17 protein-coding genes and 1 pseudogene are annotated in these 22,048 nt (G+C 58.6%); 7 read left to right on the top strand and 11 right to left on the bottom strand.

Annotation, left to right across the window (positions count from 1 at the left end; all coding sequences use genetic code 11):
* Nucleotides 1–2 precede the first annotated feature (2 nt).
* Nucleotides 3–1,514 (bottom strand): sugar ABC transporter ATP-binding protein, encoded by a 1,512-nt coding sequence (locus tag BMY98_RS10755; RefSeq protein ID WP_074888713.1) that lies wholly within the window; start codon nt 1,512–1,514, stop codon nt 3–5.
* A gap of 120 nt (nt 1,515–1,634) precedes the next feature.
* Nucleotides 1,635–2,582: a substrate-binding domain-containing protein gene (locus BMY98_RS10750; protein WP_074888535.1), complete on the bottom strand. Its 948-nt coding sequence runs from the start codon at nt 2,580–2,582 to the stop codon at nt 1,635–1,637.
* Nucleotides 2,583–3,091: 509 nt separating this feature from the next.
* On the opposite strand from BMY98_RS10750, the gene BMY98_RS10745 reads away from it, so the two are divergent.
* The 7 genes and pseudogenes from BMY98_RS10745 (at nt 3,092) to BMY98_RS10715 (ending at nt 10,551) form a co-directional block, all read left to right on the top strand.
* Nucleotides 3,092–4,348, top strand: coding sequence for an OprD family porin (locus BMY98_RS10745; protein ID WP_074888532.1), 1,257 nt, complete (start codon nt 3,092–3,094; stop codon nt 4,346–4,348).
* A gap of 365 nt (nt 4,349–4,713) precedes the next feature.
* On the top strand, nt 4,714–5,538 hold the full coding sequence (locus tag BMY98_RS10740) for an NAD-dependent epimerase/dehydratase family protein (protein ID WP_074888529.1): 825 nt from the start codon (nt 4,714–4,716) through the stop codon (nt 5,536–5,538).
* A gap of 63 nt (nt 5,539–5,601) precedes the next feature.
* Nucleotides 5,602–6,489, top strand: coding sequence for an SMP-30/gluconolactonase/LRE family protein (locus BMY98_RS10735; RefSeq protein ID WP_074888526.1), 888 nt, complete (start codon nt 5,602–5,604; stop codon nt 6,487–6,489).
* 82 nt (nt 6,490–6,571) lie between these two features.
* Nucleotides 6,572–7,555 carry a TRAP transporter substrate-binding protein gene (locus BMY98_RS10730; RefSeq protein ID WP_074888523.1) on the top strand — a complete coding sequence of 328 codons (984 nt, stop codon included), beginning with the start codon at nt 6,572–6,574 and terminating at the stop codon, nt 7,553–7,555.
* A 63-nt stretch (nt 7,556–7,618) separates the two neighbouring features.
* A pseudogene (locus BMY98_RS10725) lies at nt 7,619–8,146 on the top strand (TRAP transporter small permease).
* A complete protein-coding gene (locus tag BMY98_RS10720; protein WP_074888520.1) occupies nt 8,146–9,426 on the top strand; it encodes a TRAP transporter large permease in 1,281 nt (426 codons plus the stop codon). The pseudogene BMY98_RS10725 and the gene BMY98_RS10720 overlap by 1 nt, the downstream one beginning before the upstream one ends.
* A 363-nt stretch (nt 9,427–9,789) precedes the next feature.
* Nucleotides 9,790–10,551, top strand: coding sequence for a hypothetical protein (locus tag BMY98_RS10715; RefSeq protein WP_074888517.1), 762 nt, complete (start codon nt 9,790–9,792; stop codon nt 10,549–10,551).
* Nucleotides 10,552–10,710: 159 nt separating this feature from the next.
* Here the strand turns inward: BMY98_RS10715 and BMY98_RS10710 are convergent, their stop codons facing one another.
* The 9 genes from BMY98_RS10710 to nusA form a co-directional block, all read right to left on the bottom strand.
* Nucleotides 10,711–11,670 (bottom strand): sensor domain-containing diguanylate cyclase, encoded by a 960-nt coding sequence (locus BMY98_RS10710; protein WP_074888514.1) that lies wholly within the window; start codon nt 11,668–11,670, stop codon nt 10,711–10,713.
* A gap of 3 nt (nt 11,671–11,673) precedes the next feature.
* Nucleotides 11,674–12,675, bottom strand: coding sequence for a response regulator (locus BMY98_RS10705; RefSeq protein ID WP_074888511.1), 1,002 nt, complete (start codon nt 12,673–12,675; stop codon nt 11,674–11,676).
* A 460-nt stretch (nt 12,676–13,135) separates the two neighbouring features.
* Nucleotides 13,136–13,486 (bottom strand): BON domain-containing protein, encoded by a 351-nt coding sequence (locus tag BMY98_RS10700; protein ID WP_074888508.1) that lies wholly within the window; start codon nt 13,484–13,486, stop codon nt 13,136–13,138.
* A 294-nt stretch (nt 13,487–13,780) separates the two neighbouring features.
* Nucleotides 13,781–15,886 carry a polyribonucleotide nucleotidyltransferase gene (gene pnp / locus BMY98_RS10695; RefSeq protein WP_074888505.1) on the bottom strand — a complete coding sequence of 702 codons (2,106 nt, stop codon included), beginning with the start codon at nt 15,884–15,886 and terminating at the stop codon, nt 13,781–13,783.
* Between the two features lie 172 nt (nt 15,887–16,058).
* Nucleotides 16,059–16,328 carry a 30S ribosomal protein S15 gene (gene rpsO / locus BMY98_RS10690; RefSeq protein ID WP_037015114.1) on the bottom strand — a complete coding sequence of 90 codons (270 nt, stop codon included), beginning with the start codon at nt 16,326–16,328 and terminating at the stop codon, nt 16,059–16,061.
* 151 nt (nt 16,329–16,479) lie between these two features.
* On the bottom strand, nt 16,480–17,397 hold the full coding sequence (gene truB, locus BMY98_RS10685; RefSeq protein WP_074888502.1) for a tRNA pseudouridine(55) synthase TruB: 918 nt from the start codon (nt 17,395–17,397) through the stop codon (nt 16,480–16,482).
* 3 nt (nt 17,398–17,400) lie between these two features.
* Nucleotides 17,401–17,799, bottom strand: coding sequence for a 30S ribosome-binding factor RbfA (gene rbfA / locus BMY98_RS10680; protein ID WP_074888499.1), 399 nt, complete (start codon nt 17,797–17,799; stop codon nt 17,401–17,403).
* Between the two features lie 161 nt (nt 17,800–17,960).
* Nucleotides 17,961–20,498 carry a translation initiation factor IF-2 gene (gene infB, locus BMY98_RS10675; protein WP_074888495.1) on the bottom strand — a complete coding sequence of 846 codons (2,538 nt, stop codon included), beginning with the start codon at nt 20,496–20,498 and terminating at the stop codon, nt 17,961–17,963.
* Between the two features lie 27 nt (nt 20,499–20,525).
* A complete protein-coding gene (nusA, locus tag BMY98_RS10670; protein ID WP_074888492.1) occupies nt 20,526–22,007 on the bottom strand; it encodes a transcription termination factor NusA in 1,482 nt (493 codons plus the stop codon).
* Between the last annotated feature and the right edge of the window lie 41 nt (nt 22,008–22,048).

The following is a 22,048-nucleotide window of genomic DNA, read 5'->3' as shown; positions in this document are numbered from 1 at the left end:
GTTTAATGGAGGTGTTCACTGTTCAGGCTCCCGGTGGCGTGGCGCATCACTTCCTGCGGATTGATGGCCGAAGCCTCCAGCACATTGACGATAGCGCCCTTGTTGAAAACGGCCACGCGGTCGCACATACCGATGATTTCCGGCAGTTCCGAAGAGATCATGATGATCGCGAAGCCTTGTTCGGTGAGTGTGCGCATCAGGGTGTAGATCTCCGCTTTCGCGCCGACGTCGATGCCTCGGGTCGGCTCGTCGAAGATCAGGATGTCGCAGTGGTGATTGATCCAGCGCGCGATGACAACCTTCTGCTGATTGCCGCCGCTGAGGTTGATGACCCGGCTTTCACAGCTCGGCGCCTTGATCGACAGCTGCTTCATCAGCTCGGCGGTGGTGGTGTCCTCCTTGTGCCGGTCGAGCAGGTGCGCCGCGCCTTCGTACTTGCCCAGATTGTTCAGGGAGATGTTCTCGCGAATGGTGAAATCCACGATCAGCCCTTCGCTCTTGCGGCTTTCCGGCAGCAGTCCAATGCCACTGGCCAGCGCCTGCGCCGGATCATTGAGGTGCGCCGGCTGTCCCCGCAGCAGCACATCCTTGCTGACCACCGGCAACGCGCCGATCACGCCCAGCGCCAGCTCGGTACGCCCGGACCCTACCAGCCCGGCAAACCCGAGAATCTCGCCCTTGTGCAGGTTGAAGCTGTTGTGCGGACCATTGCGGGTCAGCTGGATGTCACGCACTTGCAGCACGACTTCGCCCTGAGCGCGGGACTGTTTGGGCGGAAAGCTCGCTTCCAGACGCCGCCCCACCATCATCTCCACCAGGGTGTCGATATCGCTGTTGGCGACGGTCAGCGCGCCCACGTTGGCGCCATCGCGCAGCACACTGATGCGGTCGCAGACCTGAAAAATCTCTTCCAGGTGGTGAGAGATGAAGATAACCGCCACGCCCTGGCTTTTCAGCTCGCGCACGATGTCGAACAGCAGCGCGGCCTCGGACGGCGTCAGGGTGGCGGTCGGTTCGTCGAGAATCAGCAAACGCGCTTCAAGGGCCAGTGCCTTGGCGATCTCGACAAACTGCTGCTCGGCCACGCTCAAGTGCTGCACTGAACAATCCAGATTGATCTTCACGCCGAGGCGGTCGAACAGCGCGATGGCTTTCTCGCGCATCTCCCCTTTACGCAGCAAGCCGAAGCCGTTGACGATCTCGTGGCCGAGAAAAATATTCTCCACGGCATTGAGATAGGGGATCAGGCTGAACTCCTGAAAGACAATGCCGATGCCGGCGGCGATGGCCTCGTTGTAGGTCGCGAAATGCTGCTCCGCGCCATCAATGAGAATGCTGCCTTTGTCCTGATGTTCGACGCCCGCGAGGATCTTCATCAGGGTCGATTTGCCCGCACCGTTTTCGCCGAGCAGCGCGTGGATTTCGCCGCGCTCGACCTTCAGGTTGATCGACTTGAGCGCCTGCACGCCCGGGTAGCTTTTACAGATGTTTTCCAATTGCAGAAGGCAGCTCATGGGCACCTCGTCGCAGCAGAACATCGCTGCGCAACTCACAAGAATCCGGGGCCAAACTCCCTGGCCAGAACCCGTGGCGCCCGCCTGACCGAAAACCTCAGGCGAGCAGCGCCACGGCCGTTACCAGGTGAAGGTTTTCGCCTTCGCCTGATCCACCAGCAGGATGTCGACCGGAATGGTCGCCGGGACTTGTGAGCCCCACTTCTTGGCGAGCGCCAGCCCGAGGGCGAGACGTACCTGATCGCGAGGGTATTGGGCGGAAGTGGCGATGAACTTGCTGTTGGGCTTCTGGATTTCCTTGATGGCTTCGGGCGCGCCGTCGACGCTGGTCAGCTTGACGTCCATGCCGCTGGATTGAATAGCGGCCAGGGCACCGAGGGAACCGTTGTCGTTGACGCTGAACAGGCCTTTGAGATTGGGCTGCGCCTGCAGCATGTTTTCAGTCACGGTCAGCGCTTGATCACGCTCCTGCTTGCCGTTCTGAATGCTGACGATCTTGATGTCTTTGTACTTGCCCAGCGCCTCTTTGCAGCCGCGCACGCGCTCAAGAATCGGCACCACCGCGATGCCGTCGAGAATCCCGACGTCACCCTTCTCGCCGATGTTCTTGGCCAGGTAATCGCAGGCCTGAACACCCGCGTCGAAGTTCTTCGAGCCAACGAACGAGTCCAGTGGGCCATTGGCCTGAGCGTCAACGGCAACCACTACAACGCCTTTGTCGTGGGCCTGCTTGACGGCGGACTGAACGCCGACCGAATCGGTGGGGTTGATGATCAGGATATCGATGCCTTTCTGCAGCATGTCTTCGATGTCGCTGATCTGCTTGGACACGTCATGGCGCGCGTCAGTGACCAGCAGCGTTGCGCCGATGCTGGCAGTGGCATCCTGAAGGGCGTCCTTCATGGTCACGAAATAGGGGTTATTGATCTCTTGAAACGAAGCACCGATTTTCAGCGGACCGGTCTTTGCGGCGTCGGCGGCTTGAACGTTGAGGGCGCTGCCGCAGGCGATAGCCACGGCGAGGGAACAGAGAACGGCGGAAAAGCCTTTCTTGAGGCGAGTTGTCATAGCGAAAAATCCCGTTGTTTTTATTGTTAAAGCGGAAATGTCATCGTTAACATTTTCGAAATTAGCAGAGAAACAAGGGGGCCGCAATATCCGCTGGCGACCGTTGGTAAGCCCGGCATCACGACCGTTGGCGAGTTTCCTGGCCGGGCGCGTTGACAGCCTAGGGATCTCTGCCGATACTCCAGTTCGCGTTGTACGACAACGCATAACCGATAACAAAAATAAAAAGGAATGCTTCCATGACGATGACTGTCGATCGGCGCCTGTCGCCTCAGCAAATCCGCTACCCCTCCCTTTTTCATTCTGCTTTTTCCGCTCTGGCTGTGCCCGCGTGTGCGCCTGTGTTTGCCCAGGCAGCCGTCAGCGATTGATCGACACGACCGTTTCGATCAGGCAGTAAGCCTCATTCAAAACCGGTGACTTGAGCACCCCTGTCAACGCCTTGGACGCCCTGGTGGCTACCTTCGGTGCGGGACCGTTTTGTCAGCAGAAAGGGAGAACAATAAGAAATGAAGATCCAGACCAACCGTTCGTGGCTGTTGATTGGCGCTGGCAGCGTCGCATTCAGCCTGCCGTTGATGAGCCTCGCTGAAGGTTTTATCGATGACACCAAGGCCACGCTCAACCTGCGCAATGCCTATTTCAACCGCAACTTCACCAATGCGGCGAACCCTCAGAACTACGCGGAAGAGTGGACGCAAAACTTCATCCTCGATGTGAAATCGGGGTTCACACCGGGCACGGTCGGCTTCGGCCTTGATGTGCTGGGTCTGTACTCACAAAAGCTCGATGGCGGCAAGGGCACGGGCGGCACTCAGCTGTTGCCGATCCATGATGACGGACGCCCCGCCGACAACTTCGGCCGGCTGGGTGTGGCGGCGAAGGCGCGAGTTTCCAATACGGAATTGAAGGTCGGCGAATGGATGCCGGTGCTGCCGATCCTGCGCTCCGATGACGGCCGCTCTCTGCCGCAAACCTTCCGCGGCGGGCAGATCACCTCCAAGGAAATCGCCGGCCTGACGCTGTACGGCGGCCAGTTCCGCGGCAACAGCCCACGCAATGACGCGAGCATGGAAGACATGTTCATGAACGGCAAATCCGCTGCGTTCAAGTCGGACCGCTTCAACTTTGGCGGCGGCGAATACACCTTCAACGAGAAGCGCACCCAGGTCGGGCTCTGGTACGCGCAGCTGGAAGACGTCTACCAGCAGGAGTTCTTGAATCTCATCCACAAGCAGCCGATCGGCGACTGGACCCTGGGTGCCAACCTGGGCTACTTCCTCGGCAAAGAGGACGGCAACAAGCTGGCCGGCGAGCTGGATAACAAGACTGCCTACGCCATGCTGTCCGCCAACTACAAAGGCAACACCGTCTACCTGGGCCTGCAAAAGGTCTATGGCGACGACCAGTGGATGCGCGTCAACGGCACCAGCGGCGGCACGCTGGCCAACGACAGTTACAACTCCAGCTACGACAACGCCAAAGAGCGCTCCTGGCAACTGCGTCACGACCTTGACTTCGCGATATTCGGCGTCCCCGGCCTGACGATGATGAACCGCTACATCAGCGGCGGTAACGTGCACACCGGCACCGTGACCGACGGCAAGGAGTGGGGACGTGAATCCGAGCTGGCGTATACGGTGCAGAGCGGCACGTTCAAGAGCCTCAACGTCCGGTGGCGCAACTCCTCGATGCGCCGTGATTACAGCACTAACGAGTTCGATGAAAACCGAGTGTTCGTCAGCTACCCGATCTCGCTGATGTAAGGGGCAAACGCCGTCGCATGCAGTGAGTGGGACCGGCTTTAGCCGGGAAGGCGTCGGGTGTCACACTGCAAAAGTGATGCTGCTCAAACTGGCCTCTTCCCGGCTGAAGCCGGTCCCACTATAGGAATGCATACCCCTGGTGGGACCGGCTTTAGCCGGGAAAGCGTCGGGCCTGACACAGCGAAGTGAAGGCGCGGCATTCTCCCGGCATCTGCACTGTGCGGACGACATTTTCAGACCGGCGTCAAAGGGGCTTACACCTTCGTCGCGTTGACAAAATTTGTGAGCACTGTTGATAATCCCGCAAACGTCATACGACAACCGATGACACCATAAAAACAACATCAGAATCAGGGCTTCCCACGATGACTGAATTCAACGCCCAGGCCCCGCTCAACCGTATTTTGCTGACGGGCGCCGCTGGCGGCCTCGGTAAAGTCCTGCGCGAAAGCCTGCGTCCGTTTGCCAGGATCCTGCGCCTTTCCGATATCGCCGACATGGCACCGGCAGCCGGCCCCCACGAAGAAATCCAGATCTGCGACCTGGCCGACAAAAACGCGGTTCATCAGTTGGTCGACGGCGTCGATGCCATCGTCCACTTCGGCGGCGTCTCGGTGGAGCGATCCTTTGAGGAAATCCTCGGCCCGAACATTTGCGGCATCTTCCACATCTACGAAGCAGCGCGCCGGCATGGTGTGAAGCGGGTGATCTTCGCCAGTTCCAACCACGTCATCGGCTTCTACCGCCAGGATGAAGTCATCGACGCCAGCGCCATGCGTCGCCCGGACAGCTATTACGGCTTGTCGAAATCCTACGGCGAAGACATGGCCAGTTTCTATTTCGATCGCTACGGCATCGAGACCGTCAGCATCCGCATCGGCTCCTCATTCCCTGAAGCCCAGAACCGCCGCATGCTCGCCAGCTGGCTGAGCTACGACGACCTGACCCAACTGATCGAGCGCGGCCTGTTCTCTCCGAACGTCGGCCACACCATCGTTTACGGCGCATCGGACAACAGCAAGGTCTGGTGGGATAACCGCCTGGCCAATCATCTGGGCTATCAGCCGAAAGACAGCTCCGAGCAGTTCCGCGCCAAGGTGGAAGCGCAGCCGATGCCGGCGTCCGATGACCCCGCCATGGTTTATCAGGGCGGGGCGTTCGTAGCGAACGGGCCGTTCGGCGACGAGTAAGACTCAACGACGAAGCCGACTGCGATGTCGGCCTCTCACCATCAAAATCAGGGAATGATCGTCATGGACGCAGAGCTGATTCTCGATGCACGCAACGCCACCGGTGAGTCGCCGGTATGGAACGCCCAGGAACAGGCGCTTTACTGGGTCGACATTCCGGCCCGTCACCTCCATCGCTGGAGCTCCCAAGACGGTCTCACCACACGCTGGGAAGCACCGGAAATGCTCGCTTGCATCGCACGCTACAGCGACGGCAGCTGGCTGGCCGGCATGGAAAGCGGCCTGTTCCACCTTCATCCCCAGAACGATGGCACTGTCACTACGCAACTGCTGAGCAGCGTCAAACACGCCAGCGACAATATGCGTTTCAACGACGGTCGCTGCGATCGCCAGGGCCGTTTCTGGGCCGGCACCATGTTCATGGACATGGCGAAGGCGTCGGCCGTAGGTTCGGTGTATCGCTACAGCGCCGACCAGACCGAACCGCTGACCGCGCAGATTACCGACATGATCGTGCCTAATGGACTGGGCTTCAGCCCGGACGGCCGTGTCATGTACCTTTCCGACTCCCACCCCTCCGTGCAGAAGATCTGGGCGTTCGATTACGACATCGACACCGGCACGCCGCACAACCGCCGACTGTTCGTGGACATGAATCACCACGCCGGCCGCCCTGATGGCGCAGCGGTCGACGCCGATGGCTGCTACTGGATCTGTGGCAACGATGAAGGCGTGATCCATCGTTTCACTCCCGAGGGCAAGCTGGATCGCTCGCTCACCGTGCCAGTCAAAAAGCCCGCGATGTGCGCCTTCGGCGGCTCGAATCTGGACACGCTTTACGTCACCTCGATACGCCCCGGCGGCGACATCAGCGACCAGCCGCTGGCTGGCGGCGTGTTTGCGTTAAACCCCGGAGTGAAGGGCCTCGAAGAACCCCTGTTTAAAGGCTGAGCCAGAGACTCGGCCAACGCTGCGCCGCCTTACCGCTTTCCCGTTCGATCTGAAAAAACAATAACAACACCGGAGAACATCCATGGACTTCAAACGCAAGTTGATCCTCGCCGCACTCCCTTTGGCGCTGTGCCTTTCAAACACAGCGCTGGCCGAAATCAAAATCAAGTTCGCTGAAGTACACCCTGCAGGTTACCCACCTGTTGTCGCTGAACAGAACATGGGCAAAAAACTGGAGGAGCAAAGCAAAGGCGAGATCAGCTTCAAAATGCACGCCGGCGGCGTGCTCGGCTCCGAGAAGGAAGTCGTCGAGCAGGTGCAGCTCAACGCCATCCAGATGACCCGCATCAGCCTCGGCATCGTCGGACCGGTGGTGCCGGACGTAAACGTCTTCAACCTGCCCTTCGTGTTCCGTGATCACGCCCACATGCGCCACGTGATCGATGGCCCGATCGGCCAGGAGATCCTCGACAAAATCACCCAGTCCGAAGCCAAGCTGGTCGCGCTGGCCTGGATGGACGGCGGCACGCGCAACCTCTACACCAAGAAGCCGGTACGCGACATTGCGGACCTAAAGGGCATGAAGATTCGCGTGCAGGGCAATCCGGTGTTCATCGACACTATCAACGCGATGGGCGGCAACGGGATTGCTATGGCGACCGGTGAAATTTTCAGCGCCCTGCAGACCGGCGTCATCGACGGCGCCGAAAACAACATGCCTACCCTGCTCGAGCACAACCACTATCAGAACGCCAAGTTCTACACCCTCACCGAGCATTTGATTCTCCCGGAGCCGGTGGTGATGTCCAAAGCCGCTTGGGGAAAACTGAGCCCTGAACAGCAGGCGCTGGTGAAAAAACTGGCGGTCGAAGCCCAGGCTGAAGAGCGTGTCTTGTGGGACAAAAAGTCAGCCGACAGCGAAACCAAGCTGAAGGCGGCGGGCGTCGAGTTCATCACGCTGACGCCGGACCAGAAGAAAGCCTTCTACGACGCGACGGCGAGCGTACGCGCTCAGTACGGCGCGCCTTATGCCGACTTGATCAAGCGTATCGAAGCCGTTCAATAAGCCCTTCAGCCCGATAGCACTGCGGTGGCGGCCAACGCCGCTCACCGTTGTTGTGGTGAGCCTATGAAAAACACGATTCTGCGTTTCAATGACGCACTGTATCGCCTCTGCATCGGGATCGCGGGCCTGTCGATGCTGACCATGGCGCTGATCATCCCGTGGGGCATCTTCACCCGCTACGTCCTGGGTACCGGCTCTAGCTGGCCGGAACCCACCGCCATTCTGCTGATGGTGGTGTTCACCTTCTTTGGCGCCGCCGCCAGTTACCGGGCCGGCGCTCACATGGCCGTGAATATGGCCACTGACCGCCTGCCGGAAGCCGCGCGTAATGCCGCCGCTGTGCTGGTGCAAATCCTCATGGCCGTGGTGTGCGTATTCATGGCGGTCAAGGGCATGAAGCTGTGCCTGAGTACCTAGAACCAGTTTCTGGGCGAGATGCCGTCATTGCGGGTTGGGATTTCCTACCTGCCGATTCCCATCGGTGGCGCACTGACGTTGATCTTCGTCCTGGAGAAACTGTTCCTGGGGGACCAGCGTCACCGTCGGGTGGTGAGTTACGACGTGGTCGAATCCAGCGAAGAGGCAGCATGATGGACGCATTTATTCTGTTGGGCAGCTTCATCGCACTGATCCTGGTCGGCATGCCGGTGGCATTCGCCCTGGGCCTGTCTGCGCTGATCGGTGCGTGGTGGATCGAGATCCCTTTCGACGCACTGATGATTCAGGTCGCGGGCGGCGTGAACAAGTTCTCGCTGCTGGCGATCCCGTTCTTCGTGCTGGCCGGCGCGATCATGGCCGAAGGCGGGATGTCACGGCGTCTGGTGGCGTTCGCCGGTGTTCTGGTCGGCTTCGTGCGCGGCGGGCTGTCGCTGGTGAACATCGTCGCCTCGACGTTCTTCGGCGCCATCTCCGGCTCGTCGGTGGCCGACACGGCGTCGGTGGGTTCGGTGCTGATTCCGGAGATGGAGCGCAACGGCTATCCCCGGGACTTCTCCACCGCGGTGACGGTGAGTGGCTCGGTGCAAGCGTTGCTCACCCCCCCCAGCCACAACTCGGTGCTGTATTCGCTGGCCGCCGGCGGAACGGTGTCGATCGCCTCGCTGTTCATGGCCGGGATCATGCCGGGTCTGCTGCTCAGCGCCGTGTTGATGGTGCTGTGCATGATCTTCGCCCGTAAGCGTAATTACCCGAAGGGCGAAGTGATCCCGCTGCGCAAGGCGCTGAAAATTGCCGGTGAAGCCCTGTGGGGCATGATGGCGATGGTGATCATCCTCGGCGGTATCCTGTCGGGCGTGTTTACCGCCACCGAGTCCGCTGCGATCGCTGTGCTGTGGGCGTTCTTCGTGACCATGTTCATCTACCGCGATTACAAGTGGCGTGACCTCCCCAAGCTGATGCATCGGGCCGTGCGCACGGTGTCCATCGTGATGATCCTGATCGGTTTCGCCGCCAGCTTCGGTTACATCCTGACGCTGATGGAAATCCCGATGAAGATCACCACAGCGTTCCTGACGCTGTCGGACAACCGCTACGTGATCCTGATGTGCATCAACGTCATGTTGCTGCTGCTGGGCACGGTGATGGACATGGCGCCGCTGATCCTCATCCTCACCCCGATACTTTTGCCGGTGATCGTCGGTATCGGCGTCGATCCGGTGCACTTCGGGATGATCATGCTGGTCAATCTCGGCATCGGTCTGATAACGCCGCCTGTGGGGGCTGTGCTCTTCGTCGGCGCTGCAGTCGGCAAGGTGACGATCGAGGCCACGGTGAAAGCGCTGCTGCCGTTCTATGTGGCGCTGTTCCTGGTACTGATGGCGGTGACGTACATCCCTGCGATCTCGCTGTGGCTGCCAAGCGTGGTGCTGTAAATCACGCGAGTCGAAAGCGCTGAGAAAACGCCCTCTTTCCGAGGGCGTTTTGCTTAGTGGTCCACGTAGACATCGTCGCCTGTCTCAACGACGAAAAGGGATTCGACATATTCAGTGACACAAACTTGTTACGCTTCATCGCGCGCCTAAATCGGGCGATCTGCGTCGATCTGTTTCAGAAACGGACAGAAAACAGCGATTTCTCACATGAAAATAAACATTTGGAAATATTCCTTCCTTGCACGTGGATAACGTTGTGCTAGGTGCTAGGCTCTGGCCTCGCCCGGCTGAAACGGCACATCTCAAGCAGTAGGTCCGATGGGCTTCTTCGTTCCTCGGTCCACGCTATGAGGTTACCGCCACATGCCCTACACGACTTTTTCGGAAGTTCAGGTCCAGGACTTGATCAAGGCCATCGACAGTAACGGATACGCCGTCCTGCCAAACTGGGCCAGCCCCTCTCAACTCGAATCACTGCAAGCACTGGTGGCCCGTACTGTTGCCGATTGCGGCAACGATTACGTGGCCCTCTCAGGCCCAAAGGCCGTGCAAGGCACGCCGCTTCATGAATGGGGCACGTCGCCGGACTTCATCGATTTATGCCGACGCATCGTCGAGGGCGTCACCGGTGAGCGCTCAAGGGACAATGGCATGACCCAGACATTGCGCTGTCTGACCGGCAGCGGCGGGCGCCGCGAATCCCTGATCTTCCACTACGACTCGTTCGTGCTGACTACCATCATGCCGGTCTGCATGCCCACCAGCGGAGAACGCGGCGACCTGCTGATGCTGCCCAACCGTCGGCCGATCCGCCGCTCCTACTTCACCAACTTGCTCGACAAGGTGCTAGTGGACAACGGCTGGGTGCAGCGCCATCTCAGGAGCAAAGTCGCGAAGGATGAGAACGCCTTTACGCGGATCGCCATGCAACCCGGCCACCTGTACCTGTTCTGGGGCTATCGCTCACTGCACACCAATATGCCCGTGGCCGAAGACGCACTGCGCGCCACGGCGGTGTTCCACTACCACAACGTGCACGGCAGCAGCTCGCTGGCCAGCCGACTGCGTCGATCACTCGGGACCTGGAAAGATAAGGGTTTGCAGGAGGATGTGCCGCAGATCTGAGGTGATCAGGTGGCACGGCAACCGTGATGCCTGGCGCACGGTGGTGACTGGGCACCACCTTGCAGGAGCCGGCTCCGACAGAAATCGCATGCTCAGCGATTTCGCGGAGTTGTCCCAAGGGCCGAGGACCGCCGTCGAGGCAGTCCTACGTTGGCACCTTCAATCCGAGGCATCCACCGACACGCGATTGCGCCCGTTCTTTTTGGATTCGTACAGCGCTTGATCTGCGCGCTCGATGAGCATCTTGTGGTCGTCCATCGGCGAGGTCATGTCAGCGACGCCCAGGCTGATCGTGCAATGAATGGCTTCGCCTTCATGCATGACCTCCAGCGCCTCGACGGCGACGCGCAGACGCTCGGCGAACATGGCGCCACCTTGCCTGTCGGTGTCGGGCAGCAACACTGCAAACTCTTCGCCGCCGTAACGGCCGGCAATGTCAGCGTCGCGGATGTGCTCACGGACCACGTCCGCCACCCGCTGGATCACCCGGTCGCCGCATTGGTGCCCGTAAGTGTCGTTAACGCGTTTGAAGTGATCAATGTCGAACATCACCAACGCTGCACTGGTGCCGTAACGCACATGCCGCGCATGCTCCAGACGCAGCGCTTCTTCCCAGTGGCCGCGGTTGTACAGGCTGGTCAGGCGGTCGGTGCTCGACAGCTTCTGCAGCTCGCGGTTGGCCGCCTGCAATTGCAGACGGTTCGTCGCCACATCGGTGACGTCGTAGATCACCAGGCAGACATGGGTCACCGCGCCGGTCGTCGAGCGCAGCGGATACATCGTGGTGTTCTGGTACATGAAGTCTTCTTGCCCGGTGATGGGCTGATAACTCTTGAAATGAACCAGAAAAGGGCGCTGTTCCCAGATCGTGAACGCTGGCGTACCAAGGGTAATCACGCTGTCGATCTTGTTTCTCAGCCAGCGTTCGTTGATCTCCGGGAACAACGAAAAGAACGAACGGGTCGACGCTTCGTAAGACAGTATTCCGGAACGGTTCTCCATGAAGGTGTTCCAGACCTGCACCCGGTATTCCTGATCCAGCACCACCACGCCGACGTCGATGCTCTGCGTCACGGTGAGCAGCCAGTGCAATTCCTTGAAATCGATACGATCGTTCATGAATCAGCTCATCATGTGGGCGAGTTTCCGCGAAAGCAGCTCGGCCGAGTCTTCGGTGAACAACATCAACAGATCGAAATGGATGTTATAGCCCTCCAGGCTGTAACTGATCTCCACAGCCAGCGTCTTCTTCCAGCGCCGCTCGTTGAGACTGATCAGCTCTTCAATGCCACTGTGCAAACCCAGCACTTGAGGGTGGCTCTGGGAAAATGCGATGTCTAGCTGCTCGGCAATGCCGCTCAGACAGGCACCGATCAGGATCGAAGACAGATCCAGCAACATCTCCATGTCGGAGTAGTCGGCGTCATCGATCTTCATCAGCTGCGCCATGTCGGCGATTTCCGAATCATGAAACAACAACAGCGCTTCGCCTGCGATCCCGCCACCGATATAACCCTGACACACCGCCGTGAGCCGGTCGTTGGCCTGGGCATCGGCCAGCGCCATGTGCAACTCGCCCACCTCCAGCATATTGACGTTGGGCACCGGCAGCCGCACGAATACGCCCAATACCCTCGCCAGCAAAGCGGCCGCGCGGCCCATTGCGACGTTCACGGTTTCGCGGAACGCGTCATTGAAACTGATGGCCGACTGGTCGAAGATCGACGCCGGGGCCAGCGACTGATTGGCGCTCTCCCCCAACAGGCCTAGCCGCTTGAGGGTCTGCTGCAGTTGATCCGGGTCGGCCGGCTTTTTCAGAAAGGCGAGCGCGCCCAGTTCGAGGGTACGGCGCACCGCCTCTTCCTGTACGTCACCGGAGACGACGATGACGCTGGTCTGCAGGCTTTCCGCGCGGATGGCGGCCAACGTCTGGTAGCCGTCCATGTCCGGCATTGTCAAATCGAGCAATACCACGCGGCCCAGACCCTGACGAATCGCCTCGATCCCCTCACGGCCGTTGGTCGCCGTGGTCACTGACACATCCCACTCGGGCGGCAGGGCCTTCATCAGTTGTTTGCGCGCCATGTTGGAGTCGTCGCAAATCAGTAAGGGAATCGTGGGCATCTACTTCTCACAGCAAAAGAGTTTCAGGCTTGGCCCGGTGTACAGCGTTGTCACAACTAGGTGAGCAAAGACTCACGCCAGACTGTAGCTGATGACAAGTCATCAAAGCGTTAAGGGGTGGGTAGATTCACCACCCATTTAACAATGGGCTGCGGGATATGCAATTAATGTGCTCAGCTTATTCCATTCATCCCGGTTGGATAGGCTCTACCACCTCATTTGGATAGCAACGCGCCCTGCAGAGTAACGCAGCGAGCGCGCCGAGAGTATGTCAAATACCTCCTTCATGGGTGAGACAGTCAGGAAGACGCGCGGAAATCAGGGCATAAAAAAAGCCCCGACGCGAGCGCCGGGGCTTTTGTTGACCACATCCTTGTGGCCTTTCGCATGAACCTTGAATCAGTCGGCTGACGACTTTCACACTGTCAGCAGGCTATTGCACAGGTTCGATCGAATGTAATTACTCAGCTTTCAGGCCATCAGCCGAAACAGCTTTCACGCCTTTGATTTTCTTGGTGATAGCTACAGCGGTAGTTTTCTGTGCTTCGGTAACAGCAACAGTCGACGACAGGGAAACCACGCCTTTGTTGGTTTCAACCTTGATGTCCGAGCCTGGGATGCCTTTCTCGGTCAGCAGATCAGATTTGACCTTGGTGGTGATCCAAGTGTCCGAAGTAGCTTCTTTGGTTTTGGCAACTTCGTTTGCAGCAACAGTCATTGGAGCTTGTGCAGAGGTCTGAGCCATGGCTACGTTGGCCATAGTCAGAGTCAGAGCAGTGGCGGTAGCAGCAGCAATAGCGAACTTCTTCATACGGGTAACTCCTGTTTTTCTCAGAATCTGCGCCAATCTGGTTGGCTGCAGGGTTACCTATATGTCGCAAGCGCTGTGCCAACCCCCTGATTCAAATAATTACTATATAAATCAATAGCTTATATTTTTAAGGATCCACTGCTGTCGTGCAGATTGCCCGCTTTGGGAAAGTTCCGCTTGCAAGATGCATGTTCTGACGGGACGCCCAGCCAAGGATTTCGTCGCTAAGCCCTTAATTGCGCTCAAAAAAAAGAGCCCCAAAGGGCTCTTCTTTAACAGCAGCGGGAGCGCGGGTTAAACCCCCGACGCCTTGGCAGCTGCGACGTCTTTGATCGACAGCTTGATGCGACCGCGGTTGTCCACGTCCAGCACCAGTACTTCGACTTCCTGACCTTCTTTCAAGATGTCGGTGACTTTCTCTACGCGAGCGTCGCTCAACATGGAGATGTGCACCAGACCGTCTTTGCCCGGCAGGATGTTAACGAACGCGCCGAAGTCGACGATGCGCTCAACCTTGCCGACGTAGATCTTGCCGATCTCGGCTTCAGCGGTGATACCCAGAACGCGCTGACGTGCAGCTTCAGCTGCTTCCTTGGTTTCGCCAAAGATCTTGATCGACCCGTCGTCTTCGATGTCGATCGACGCCTTTGTCTCTTCGCAGATGGCGCGGATGGTCGCGCCGCCTTTGCCGATCACGTCGCGGATCTTGTCGGTGTCGATCTTCATCGCGATCATGGTCGGTGCGTTTTCCGACAGCTCGGTGCGCGACTGACCAATGATGGTGTTCATCTGACCCAGGATGTTCAGACGTGCTTCCAGCGCCTGACCCAAAGCGATCTCCATGATCTCTTCGGTGATGCCCTTGATCTTGATGTCCATCTGCAGCGCGGTCACACCTTTGGCGGTACCGGCCACTTTGAAGTCCATGTCGCCCAAGTGGTCTTCGTCACCCAGGATGTCGGTCAGGATGGCGAACTTCTCGCCTTCTTTAACCAGACCCATGGCGATACCGGCAACCGGGGCCTTCATTGGAACACCAGCGTCCATCAGGGCCAGCGAAGCACCACAGACCGAAGCCATGGAGCTGGAACCGTTGGACTCGGTGATTTCCGACACAACACGGATGGTGTAAGGGAACACGTCGGCAGCAGGCAGCATGGCCTGAACCGAACGGCGGGCCAGACGGCCGTGACCGATTTCACGACGACCTGCGCCACCCATGCGACCACACTCGCCCACCGAGAACGGAGGGAAGTTGTAGTGCAGCATGAACGGGTCTTTCTTCTCGCCCTCAAGGGTATCGAGCAACTGAGCGTCACGGGCGGTACCCAGGGTGGCCACAACCAGTGCCTGAGTTTCGCCACGGGTGAACAGCGCCGAACCGTGAGTCTTCGGCAGAACGCCGACTTCGATGTTCAGTGGACGAACAGTCTTGGTGTCGCGACCGTCGATGCGCGGCTTGCCGTTAACAATGTTTTCGCGAACGGTGCGGTATTCGATTTCGCCAAATGCGGCTTTGACTTCGCTGGCGGACGGGCTGCCGTCTTCAACAGCCAGCTTGGCAACGATCTGATCCTTCAGCTCACCCAGGCGAGCATAACGATCGGCCTTGACGGTGATGGTGTAGGCCTCGGAGATCGCTGCACCGAACTCGGAGCGGATGGCGCCTAGCAGTTCAGTGGCTTCAGCTTTCGGCGCCCAGTTCCAGGTTGGCTTGGCAGCTTCGGCCGCCAGCTCTTTAACGGCCTTGATGACCGACTGGAATTCGTCGTGGGCGAACAGCACGGCGCCCAGCATCTGGTCTTCGGTCAGTTCTTTGGCTTCCGATTCAACCATCAGTACCGCTTCTTCGGTACCGGCAACGATCATGTCCAGGCTCGATGCTTTCAGCTGCTCGTAAGTCGGGTTCAGCAGGTAGCCGGTGCTCTCGTGGAACGCAACGCGCGCGGCACCGATCGGGCCGTCGAATGGAATGCCGGAGATGGCCAGGGCAGCCGAAGTACCGATCATCGCCGCGACATCCGGATCGGTTTTCTTGCTGGTGGAGACGACGGTGCAGACAACCTGCACTTCGTTCATGAAGCCTTCTGGAAACAGTGGGCGGATCGGACGGTCGATCAAACGCGAGGTCAGTGTTTCTTTTTCGGAAGGACGGCCTTCACGCTTGAAGAAACCACCAGGGATCTTGCCAGCGGCGTAGGTCTTTTCCTGGTAGTGAACGGAAAGAGGGAAAAAGCCTTTGCTTGCGTCTGCATGCTTGGCGCCGACCACAGTCACGAGAACGGTGACGTCGTCGTCAACGGTGACCAATACAGCACCAGAAGCTTGACGGGCGATACGGCCAGTCTCGAGGGTTACGGTCGATTGACCGAATTGAAATTTCTTGATTACCGGGTTCACGGTTTCCTACCTTCTTTGTGGCTCTTGGGGAACTGGTTTCTTGCGAATTCTTGGGCAGCGAGGGGAATCGGACCCTTCGGCAGTCCAGATACAACTAGAGGCTGGGAGGCCGCCAGCCCACTGGTAAAACCAGCGGAACATGACGACCAGCCAACCTCTATCCGAGTCGTTATTAGCGACGCAGACCCAGACGACCGATCAGGGCGCTGTAACGGCTAACGTCCTTACCTTTCAGGTAATCCAGCAGCTTGCGACGCTGGTTTACCATACGGATCAGACCACGACGGGAGTGGTGGTCCTTGCCGTTGGCCTTGAAGTGGCCTTGCAGTTTGTTGATGTTGGCGGTCAGCAGTGCAACTTGCACTTCTGGCGAACCAGTATCACCAACAGCTTGCTGGTAGTCGGTTACGATCTGAGCTTTATCTTCAACGCTGAGTGCCATGTGGGCATTCCTTTTATCAAGAAACCGCTCCGGGGAGACGGCTTCAACAGGCCGAGAGCTGACTCTCGTATTTAAATGTGAGGAGTGACCATGCCTGTTAACAGCCACCCTCGTACCGCCGTGCCAGGAAACCCTGCCGCGACGGGTCCGGTCACTCTGACCGAATCAGTCGACGAGGCGCAATGCGCCCGTCTTCACTCACTTCACCGATACCGATGAAGCGCCCTTCATGATCTTGCACCCGCACCATGCCAAACTTCGGCGCGTCGGGGGCTCTTACTGGCTGACCATGCAGCCAGTAAAACGAACTGTGCTCCGAGAACTGCAGCAGCGGCCAGTCCAGCAAACCGCTGTCCGATGGCATCAGGAAGCGATCAACTGCTTCGTTCCCGCCTTCGGCATGCACCGCTTCCAGCTCTTCCAGCGTTACCGTCTGGGCCAGCGTGAAGGGGCCGGCCTGGGTACGACGCAACTGGGCGACGTAAGCACCGCAGCCCAGCTTTTCACCGATATCTTCCACGAGGGTCCGGATATAGGTGCCTTTGGTGCAGTCGACAGCCAAACGAGCGGTGTCACCTTCGCACGCCAATAATTCCAGGCGCGCAATAGTAACAGAACGCGGTTCGCGCTCCACCACTTCCCCTGCCCGGGCCAGCTTGTATAACGGCTGACCATCCCGCTTGAGGGCGGAGTACATCGGCGGTATCTGACTGATATCCCCGCGAAATGCCGGAAGCACCGCTTCGATATCCGAGCGACCAACGGTCACAGGCCGCGTCTGCAAAACCTCACCCTCGGCATCGGCCGTAGTGGTGGTCTTGCCGAGCTGCATCAGGGTTTCATAACCCTTGTCGGAATCGAGCAGATACTGGGAAAACTTGGTCGCCTCACCGAAACACAGCGGCAAAACGCCGGTTGCCAGCGGATCAAGACTGCCCGTATGGCCGGCTTTTTCTGCGTTGAGCAACCAGCGCACTTTTTGCAGCGCGGCGTTGGACGTGAAGCCCAGCGGCTTGTCGAGCAGGATGATACCGCTGACGTTACGGCGAATACGCTTGACCTGAGCCACGCCTTATTCCTCCGGACCGTCTTGCTTGGGCGCCTGGTGCTGACCGTCTTCAGCCACTGCACGCTCGATCAATGCCGACAAATGCGCGCCACGGGCAACGCTTTCGTCGTAATGGAAATGCAGTTGCGGAACGCTGCGCAGCTTCATCTCACGCGCCAGCTGCATGCGCAGGAAGCCTGCAGCAGCATTGAGCACCTTGATCGACTGCGCGATTTCTTCGGCGCTGTCCTGCCCCATCACGGTCATGAAGATTTTCGCGTGGCCAACGTCACGGCTGACATCGACGGCGGTGATGGTGACCAGCCCCACGCGGGGGTCTTTGATTTCACGACGGATCAGCTGTGCCAGCTCACGCTGCATCTGATCGCCGATACGCTGGGTACGGCTGTATTCTTTTGCCATGTCTTGTTACCTGTCACTGCTGACCCATGGCAAAAGCCATGTGGTCTGAAAGCGGCAAACGCCCGGCCTGGCGAGAGCCGGACCGGGCGTTGCGTTTAGAGTCCATGACCGGTGCGGGGCATTTTCATGCTGCGCCTGCCATGACTCCTGAAGCTCGCGATTTAGAGGCTGCGAGCCACTTGGACCTTCTCGAAGACTTCGATCTTGTCCCCGACCTTGACGTCGTTGTAGCTCTTGACGCCAATACCGCACTCCATGCCGGCACGTACTTCGGAAGCGTCATCCTTGAAGCGGCGCAGGGATTCCAGCTCGCCTTCGAAGATAACGATGTCCTCACGCAGCACACGGATTGGACGGTTACGGAAGACAACGCCTTCAATGACCATGCAACCTGCGATCGCGCCGAATTTCGGCGAGCGGAACACGTCGCGGACTTCAGCGATACCCAGGATGTTCTCCCGAACGTCGCTGCCAAGCATGCCGGTAAGGGCCTTCTTGACGTCTTCGATGATGTCGTAGATGACGTTGTAGTAACGCATATCCAGACCTTCCTGCTCGACGATCTTGCGCGCGCCAGCATCGGCACGCACGTTGAAGCCGAACAGTACAGCGTTGGAGGCCAGTGCCAGGTTGGCGTCGCTTTCGGTGATACCACCGACACCGCCGCCCACTACACGCACTTGCACTTCGTCGTTACCCAGGCCATTCAATGCACCCTGCAACGCTTCCAGAGAACCACGGACATCGGATTTGAGGACGATGTTGAGCGTCTTCTTCTCTTCCTGACCCATGTTCTCGAAGATGTTTTCCAGCTTGCCAGCGTGAGCGCGGGCCAGCTTGACTTCGCGGAACTTGCCTTGACGGAACAGAGCCACTTCACGGGCTTTCTTCTCGTCGGCAACAACGCTCATCTCGTCGCCAGCGTCCGGCGTACCGTCCAGGCCGAGAATCTCGACAGGGATCGACGGACCGGCTTCTTTGATTGGCTTGCCGTTCTCGTCGAGCATCGCCCGAACGCGACCGTAGTTGGAGCCAACCAGAACCATGTCGCCCTGACGCAGCGTACCGTCCTGAACCAGAACAGTCGCAACCGGGCCGCGGCCCTTGTCCAGACGCGATTCAACTACAACACCACGACCCGGAGCCGATGGCGTTGCCATCAATTCCAGAACTTCGGCCTGCAGCAGAACGGCTTCAAGCAGCTCGTCAACGCCGGTACCCATCTTCGCGGAGACCGAGACGAAAGGTGTCTCGCCGCCCCACTCTTCAGACGTCACGCCGTGAACCGACAGTTCACTGCGGATACGGTCCAGGTCAGCGCCCGGCTTGTCGATCTTGTTCACGGCAACAACCAGCGGAACACCGGCAGCCTTGGCGTGTTGCACGGCTTCGATGGTCTGCGGCATTACGCCGTCGTCGGCAGCGACAACCAGAATCACGATGTCGGTCGCCTTGGCACCGCGGGCACGCATTGCGGTAAACGCAGCGTGACCCGGGGTATCGAGGAACGTCACCATGCCACGCTCGGTTTCTACGTGGTACGCACCGATGTGCTGAGTGATACCACCGGCTTCGCCAGCAGCAACCTTCGCACGACGGATGTAGTCGAGCAGCGAGGTCTTACCGTGGTCAACGTGACCCATGACCGTTACAACCGGCGCACGGGAGAACGTCTCACCTTCGAACTTCAGGGACTCGGCCAGGGAATCTTCCAGCGCGGTGTCGCTGACCAGGGTCACTTTGTGGCCCAGTTCTTCAGCGACCAGCTGGGCAGTTTCCTGATCCAGAACCTGGTTGATGGTGGCCGGAGTACCCAGCTTGAACATGAACTTGATGATCTCGGCAGCTTTGACCGACATCTGCTGAGCGAGATCGCCCACGCTGATGGTTTCGCCGATCTTCACTTCACGAACGACAGGGCCGGTAGGGCTCTGGAAACCGTGCGCGTTGCGCTTCTTCAGCTTGGCCTTGCCGCGACCGCCGCGACGGAAGCCATCGCTTTCTTCATCGGTAGTACGAGGAGCAACGCGTGGCGTTGGCGCCTTTTCCTTGACCGACGCACGATGCGGAGCGTTCTTGCGATCGCCATCACCACCGCCGCCGCTGCGACGATTGTTGTCGTCGTTGCGTGGTTTGTCAGGGCGACGCTGTTCGTCTTTCTTGCGATCAACGACATGTGCAGGTGCAGGTGCAGGTGCCGCAGCCGGAGTTTCCCGAGCTGGCTCTGCAGCTTGCGATGCAGGTGCCGGCGCCGCAACGGCGTCAGTTGCAGGAGCACCCGACGAAGGCTGACGGCGCGCTTCTTCTTCGGCACGCTGACGGGATTCTTCTTCAGCCTTTTGACGAGCGGCATTTTCTACCGCACGACGTTCGTCCAGCTCGCGCTTGCGTTCGGCTTCGATTTCTTCCGGGCTGCGCTGAACAAAGACTTTCTTTTTGCGTACTTCAACGCTGATGCTTTTGCTGCCAGCAACGCGGAGGGTACTGGTGGTCTTGCGCTGCAAAGTGATCTTGCGCGGCTCTTCCACCTTGGCCTTGTGACCGCTTTTCAGGTGCGTCAACAGGGCTTGTTTTTCGATATCGGTCACAACTTGTTCGGCGGCGTTGTGCGGCAAACCTGCCTCACGCATCTGCTGTAACAGGCGCTCTACCGGTGTGTCGACCGTCTTGGCCAGTTCTTTCACCGTGACTTGCGTCATGCACTTCTCTCCTCAGGCCGCATCTACTTACTCGAACCAATGGGCTCGGGCGGCCATGATCAACTTGCCGGCACGATCATCGTCAATGCCGTCGATGTCGAGCAGATCGTCAATAGACTGCTCGGCCAGGTCTTCGCGGGTAATTACGCCGCGCACCGCCAGTTCCATCGCCAAATCCTTGTCCATACCCTCAAGCGAGAGCAGGTCTTCGGCCGGATGGGCGTCTGCCAGCTTTTCCTCAGTAGCGATGGCTTTAGTCAACAAACGATCCTTGGCACGAGCGCGAAGCTCGTTGACGGTATCTTCGTCAAAGCCGTCGATGTTGAGCATTTCTTCCAACGGTACGTAGGCAATCTCTTCCAGGCTGGTGAAGCCTTCGTCTACCAGAACCTGAGCGAGATCCTCATCGACTTCCAGCTCGTCGATAAAGTTGCGCAGGATGTCACCGGTTTCCGCTTGCTGCTTGGCCTGGATGTCCGATTCGGTCATCACGTTAAGGGTCCAGCCAGTCAACTGACTGGCCAACCGCACGTTCTGGCCACCGCGGCCAATCGCCTGGGCGAGGTTATCTGCGCCTACAGCGATGTCCATGGCGTGGGCATCTTCATCAACGATGATCGCTGCCACTTCGGCAGGCGACATGGCATTGATGACGAACTGCGCCGGGTTATCGTCCCAAAGCACGATATCCACACGCTCGCCGCCCAACTCGCCGGAAACAGCCTGCACGCGCGAACCACGCATGCCGATGCACGCGCCCTGCGGGTCAATGCGTTTGTCCTTGGAGCGAACTGCGATCTTTGCACGCGAACCAGGATCACGAGAGGCAGCCATCACCTCGATGAGTCCTTCAGCGATTTCCGGAACTTCAATCCGGAACAGCTCGATCAACATTTCCGGCGCGGTACGCGACAGGATCAGCTGAGGGCCGCGGTTTTCGGTGCGGATCTCTTTGAGCAAAGCACGGACGCGGACACCTACGCGGAAAGTCTCCCGCGAAATGATGTCTTCACGCGCCAGCAGAGCTTCGGCATTGTTGCCAAGGTCGACGATGACATTGTCACGTGTAACTTTTTTAACAGTGCCGGAAATGATTTCGCCCAGACGCTCACGATAGGCGTCCACGACTTGAGCTCGCTCGGCTTCGCGAACTTTCTGCACAATGACTTGCTTGGCAGTCTGCGCGGCGATGCGGCCGAACTCGATGGAATCGATCTTTTCTTCTACTACGTCGCCAACGTTGGCACCCGGATGCGTCAGGGCAACCTTGCTCGGCCACGTTTCGATCGCCGGGTCGTCGAGATCGTCTTCTTCGACGACGGTCCAACGACGGAAAGTCTCATAGGCACCTGTATGACGATTGATCTCGACACGCAGGTCTACTTCGTCTTCAAAACGCTTCTTGGTGGCCGTAGCCAGAGCTATCTCAAGCGCTTCAAAAATCACATCGGCCGGTACGCCTTTTTCATTGGATACCGATTCAACAACCAGCAGTACTTCTTTGCTCATCGTACGCCTCGCCTTTCGCAAGCCATTGGATCCGCGGGATC

This window comes from Pseudomonas graminis (assembly GCF_900111735.1).
Classification (GTDB): domain Bacteria; phylum Pseudomonadota; class Gammaproteobacteria; order Pseudomonadales; family Pseudomonadaceae; genus Aquipseudomonas; species Aquipseudomonas graminis.
This window is presented reverse-complemented; position numbering and strand designations above follow the sequence as displayed.

Excerpts from the sequence above, each read along its gene's own strand:
- BMY98_RS10755 (WP_074888713.1), bottom strand. The coding sequence starts at position 1,514 with ATGAGCTGCCTTCTGCAATTGGAAAACATCTGTAAAAGCTACCCGGGC.
- BMY98_RS10750 (WP_074888535.1), bottom strand. The coding sequence starts at position 2,582 with ATGACAACTCGCCTCAAGAAAGGCTTTTCCGCCGTTCTCTGTTCCCTC.
- BMY98_RS10745 (WP_074888532.1), top strand. The coding sequence starts at position 3,092 with ATGAAGATCCAGACCAACCGTTCGTGGCTGTTGATTGGCGCTGGCAGC.
- BMY98_RS10740 (WP_074888529.1), top strand. The coding sequence starts at position 4,714 with ATGACTGAATTCAACGCCCAGGCCCCGCTCAACCGTATTTTGCTGACG.
- BMY98_RS10735 (WP_074888526.1), top strand. The coding sequence starts at position 5,602 with ATGGACGCAGAGCTGATTCTCGATGCACGCAACGCCACCGGTGAGTCG.
- BMY98_RS10730 (WP_074888523.1), top strand. The coding sequence starts at position 6,572 with ATGGACTTCAAACGCAAGTTGATCCTCGCCGCACTCCCTTTGGCGCTG.
- BMY98_RS10720 (WP_074888520.1), top strand. The coding sequence starts at position 8,146 with ATGGACGCATTTATTCTGTTGGGCAGCTTCATCGCACTGATCCTGGTC.
- BMY98_RS10715 (WP_074888517.1), top strand. The coding sequence starts at position 9,790 with ATGCCCTACACGACTTTTTCGGAAGTTCAGGTCCAGGACTTGATCAAG.
- BMY98_RS10710 (WP_074888514.1), bottom strand. The coding sequence starts at position 11,670 with ATGAACGATCGTATCGATTTCAAGGAATTGCACTGGCTGCTCACCGTG.
- BMY98_RS10705 (WP_074888511.1), bottom strand. The coding sequence starts at position 12,675 with ATGCCCACGATTCCCTTACTGATTTGCGACGACTCCAACATGGCGCGC.
- BMY98_RS10700 (WP_074888508.1), bottom strand. The coding sequence starts at position 13,486 with ATGAAGAAGTTCGCTATTGCTGCTGCTACCGCCACTGCTCTGACTCTG.
- rpsO (WP_037015114.1), bottom strand. The coding sequence starts at position 16,328 with ATGGCACTCAGCGTTGAAGATAAAGCTCAGATCGTAACCGACTACCAG.
- rbfA (WP_074888499.1), bottom strand. The coding sequence starts at position 17,799 with ATGGCAAAAGAATACAGCCGTACCCAGCGTATCGGCGATCAGATGCAG.
- infB (WP_074888495.1), bottom strand. The coding sequence starts at position 20,498 with ATGACGCAAGTCACGGTGAAAGAACTGGCCAAGACGGTCGACACACCG.
- nusA (WP_074888492.1), bottom strand. The coding sequence starts at position 22,007 with ATGAGCAAAGAAGTACTGCTGGTTGTTGAATCGGTATCCAATGAAAAA.